Source organism: Paenibacillus forsythiae T98 (assembly GCF_000520735.1).
Classification (GTDB): domain Bacteria; phylum Bacillota; class Bacilli; order Paenibacillales; family Paenibacillaceae; genus Paenibacillus_AQ; species Paenibacillus_AQ forsythiae.
This window is the reverse complement of the sequence record NZ_ASSC01000684.1, coordinates 1-4,278: the sequence shown is the minus strand read 5'-3', so window position 1 is coordinate 4,278 and position 4,278 is coordinate 1. Positions and strand designations below refer to the sequence as shown.

General features: G+C 51.5%; 5 protein-coding genes. All 5 read right to left on the bottom strand.

The annotated features are described in order from the left end of the window. A partial coding sequence (locus L692_RS0121125) for an ABC transporter ATP-binding protein (protein WP_025702011.1) occupies positions 1-450 on the bottom strand: 450 nt, incomplete at its 3' end. Between the two features lie 225 nt (positions 451-675). Further along, positions 676-1,749 (bottom strand): ABC transporter substrate-binding protein, encoded by a 1,074-nt coding sequence (locus tag L692_RS0121120; protein ID WP_025702010.1) that lies wholly within the window; start codon positions 1,747-1,749, stop codon positions 676-678. Between the two features lie 42 nt (positions 1,750-1,791). Continuing rightward, entirely contained in the window at positions 1,792-2,568 is a 777-nt protein-coding gene (locus L692_RS0121115) for an ABC transporter permease (RefSeq protein ID WP_025702009.1), read from the bottom strand. A gap of 39 nt (positions 2,569-2,607) precedes the next feature. Next, positions 2,608-3,393, bottom strand: a complete 786-nt coding sequence (locus L692_RS0121110) for an ABC transporter permease (protein ID WP_025702008.1) — start codon at positions 3,391-3,393, stop codon at positions 2,608-2,610. 358 nt (positions 3,394-3,751) lie between these two features. Further along, the coding region (gene queE / locus L692_RS0121105) for a 7-carboxy-7-deazaguanine synthase QueE (protein WP_025702007.1) at positions 3,752-4,278 on the bottom strand (527 nt) is incomplete at its 5' end.

Below are 4,278 nucleotides of genomic sequence, written 5' to 3'. Positions count from 1 at the left end.
GACCCGCTGCTGCTGGCCCCCGGACAGCTGGCCCGGCAGCCGATGAAGCAGCGGTGCTAACCCCAGCGTCTCCGCGATATGCGTGACAAACTCCCCGTCGGGGCGGTTGCCGTCCAGCTCAATGGGCAGAACGATATTGTCATACACATTCAGCACCGGCACCAGATTATATTGCTGGAAAATGAATCCGATATTCCGTCTGCGGAAAATAGTCAGCTCGTCGTCATTCATTACATACATATCTTTGCCGCGAATCAGGACCTTTCCTTCGGTCGGCCGGTCCAGCCCGCCAAGCAGATGCAGCAGCGTGGATTTCCCGCTTCCCGATGTACCGACCACCGCCGCGAATTCTCCGTCCCGTACTTCCAAATCCACTCCCCGCAAAGCCTTCACTACATTCGGCCCCTTGCCATAATGCTTGACCAGGCCGCTTGCCTGTAAAATGGACATCTTCCCATCTCCGTTTCCCTTATGTATTGTGTACACGTCCATTATATGAAACAGTTCTTACATTCTTATGACAAGGCGGCCATCCCGCATCATCCGGTTATGAAAAAACGGCCTCCCCCTCCCGCATGGAAGGGCGAAGCCGTTTCTATATTAACAGGCGCTAAAGGAAGTTCAGCCATAAAAAACCGCACAGCGAACAGCTCGCGTGCGGCTTTGAAAGATATTTTAGCTGCTGAATTGGGTAGTCACGATATCATCAAGCTTGACCTGGTCTTTCTTCAGCGTGCCGGACTGAACGAGATCATCAATCCATGGCTGGAAGAGGTCGGTTGGCAGGCCCTTGTCCGAGAAGTAATAGTGAGTGGCATTAACCGGTTGGCCGATATATTCGGCGGTCAGCTTGACGGACTCGTCCGTATTGTGGTTGACCCAGTCCTGCGCTTTCTTAATGGCATTCACGAAGCGCTGAACAGCTTCCGGGTTCTCCTGGATAAACTCGTCGGTAAAGTAATAAACCGAAGCGCCGGATGCTGCGCCCAGCCCTGTATCCTGGGAGTCGGCCAGCAGAGTAAGCTTGTTGTCATTAGCCAGCTTGTAGAAAGGAGGATGAATGCCCGCGATATCCAGGTTGCCTTGCTGAACCGCCTGAATGGCGGCCGTATCCGATTCAAAGGCAACATACTGAATTTGATTAGGGTCCAAGCCTTCTTTTCTGAAAATTTCATTGAAAATAAAAGTGCTGCAGTTTGGAGCGGTGCCGCTGACCGTGATTTTGGCGCCCTTCTTCGATTCAACATACTCTTTCAATGTTTGACCGGCAAATTTCTCACTCGTCACATACCGCATATGACGGAATTTCGGGTCTACGGTATCCGGCGGGTCCACCTCGCCCAGTGTAACGGCCTTGACCTTGGCTCCGCCAGCCACATACGTAGCCAATGCGTTGGGCAAGGTCGCTCCGATATCATTGGTTCCGTTCAGAATAGCCGGAAGCTTCTGCTCCGTCTTCAACTCGCCCGTATATTTGATTTCGAGGCCTTCCTCAGCGAAGAAGCCTTTCTTCTCGGCGATAACCCAAGGGGTGGAGGAGCAATTCAATTTGGTATCGGTTTTAAGCGTAATTACCTTTTTGCCGGAATCCGCCGCACTATGATTGGCATCCTTGAGATTGTTCAAGCCAGCCGCACCCTGAATCGAGTCGGATGTTCTTCCATAGTAGCTTGCAATTCCGATCCCGCCAGCAAGAACCACCGCCAAAGAACCGATAATAATCAAATTTTGCTTCTTCTTGTTTGCCATTTCCTAATGACCTCCTGAAATTTTTATTTAATATTGAGCCGACTAATGAATTTGAACAGCCTCTTTCCATACCAGGAAGTGCTTCTTGAGCCTTCCAAAGAACAGATTGATCAGGATGGACAACACCGTAATATAGAGAACGATGCCGTACATTAGCGGCAGTTGATACTTTGTAGTGGCGCTGATATAATACCAGCCCAGTCCGGTGCTGGCCCCGATGACTTCCGAGGCGATGATCATGAAGAAAGACAATTGAGCCGCAAGCTCCACACCGATGAAGATATTGGGCAGAGCATACGGCAGGATAACCTTGAGAAAAAGCTCCCGTCTCGTCGCGCCCATCGATCTCGCCGCGCGTATCAGCGAGTAATCGACGGCTCTGGCGCCCGCCATCGTATTGAACAGCAGCGGCCACAGGGTAGCCCAGAAGACTACGGCCACCTTCTCGGCTGTGCCAATTCCGAAGAAGATCATAAAGATTGGAATGATGGCAAATGGGTTCAATTTCTCGCACATCCGAAAGAACGGCAGCAGCAGCTTCTCGGCGGATTGAAAGAAGGTTCCCAGCAGAAAGCCTAGCGGAATGGCAACGAGAATGGATAAAGCGAAGCCCATACCCACTCTGCCCAGGCTAATCGCGGTCTGTCTGAACAGCAATTCCGAAGTTGCCGCTGCCCACAGACTCTGAAACACCTCTGTCGGCGGAGAAATTACGCCTTTTGGCACCATACCCGCCCCGACCTCCCAGAAAATGAAGAACAGGATAATCGGAATGCTTCCATAAACAAATTTTTTGACATCTGACCAGAACGAGCTCATTGGTTTAAGCTACCTCACTGTCTATTAAGTCTATTGATGCTAAACGGTCTGTTCCTCCGGCGCCTCTTTCCAATCCACAATGCTCTCTTCCAGGAAATCCAGAACGAAATTCAGCAGCGCTCCGACTGCCGCCACGATCAAGGCCCCGAGATAGATGCGTTCGATGAAGCCCATGCTCTGCGCGTTGTGAATAAGCCAGCCCAGACCCTTATCGGCCCCCATGCTCTCCGCGCCGATCAGCATAAAGAAGCTCATCGTGAGACCTGACCGCATGCCGGTCATAATCGCGGGGAAAGCCGCCGGAAGCACCACCTTGAAAAAAATCTCGATACGGCTGGCATTCATGGCTTTGGCCGCGCGGACAAGCAGCGGATCAACCTGGCTTATTCCCGCAATAGAAGTGAACAGAATCGGCCAGAAGGATGACCAGAAGATGACCGTGTAGATTCCCCCTTCGCCGATGCCGATAATAATGACGAAGATCGGAAAGAGAATATAAGGCGGAATCTGCGAAAGAAACACGGTGAACGGTCTAATGAACCGGGCCAGCCACGGAAGCGCGCCAGCCAGTATAAACCCGAGAGGCAAGGCCAGCAAGGTGGCGATAAAGAAACCTACGAACACCCTTTTCAGACTAATTGCAATGTACAGCAGAATATTTCCTACTCCCAAATCCGCTCCTACCTTAACCACTCTGGAAAAAGGAGGGACGAATACAGCATTGACCCAACCTAGTCTGGGAGCAAGCTCCCAAATAAGGATAAGCAGGAAAATCAGATAGTAGCTTGTAAGCGCACTATGAATCGACTTCAAAGCCTTAAGCATGTGATGATCAGTCCATTCTGATGGTCTAAATTTAATGTTCCAGCCAGCAAAATCAACAGTAGTCCATTGTTAGACGAATTGTCTCTGTATTATTCATATGAACTCCCCCTCCTTCATCCCGTCCAGCCGACTCTTGAAAAAAGCAAAAGGCCGGCCCCACAACCTGTGTACAGGTCTGGGGTCCGGCCTCTGGCGATCCAGTCAGCTCAATGAATCCTCACTTTGTTTATCGGAATTATTTAATTTACATCCTAATGCCTGTCCGCCAAACTGTCAACCGTTCGTCCAGCGCTGTCAACAAGCTGTAATATATATAGAACATTTTCAAAAAAAGAAACATAGTTCACAGACAAGCTAATTATTTTCCCCGTTTGTTATGCCAGATCAGCGCATGCAGCTGAGGGAGGACACGGGCGGCGTTCATATCTGAATCGGCAATCACTTTCTCAAACAGCCACTCCAGCTTGCTTAAGAGACGCGCCGAGATATCGCCTTCCTCCGTAACGTTATCGTTCCCGGGCTGGAGAAAGAATGGAACATCGGGGTAACGGCGATGAACCCGGGCCGCATATTGGTAGTCCTCGTCATCGAAGACCACGACCTTCAGGCTGTGGCCGCCCTTCCCGCCAGCGTGAATCCGCTCCATAATGCTGTCCAGCGCTTCCCAATCGGTGGACATCCCGGAGCTGGGCGGCTTCGGACTGACGGTCAGAGCATCCACCTGCACGAACCAGTCCTGCCACCGGCTGCCCTGGGTCTCAATCGCGGCCTTGATGCCGCGTTCATGGAGAAGGTCAATCAGCTCAGACAGCCCCTCGCCGATCAGCGCGGGATTGCCGCCGGAGATTGTCACACAGTCGAAGCGGTCGCCTCCAAGCTCCGTAA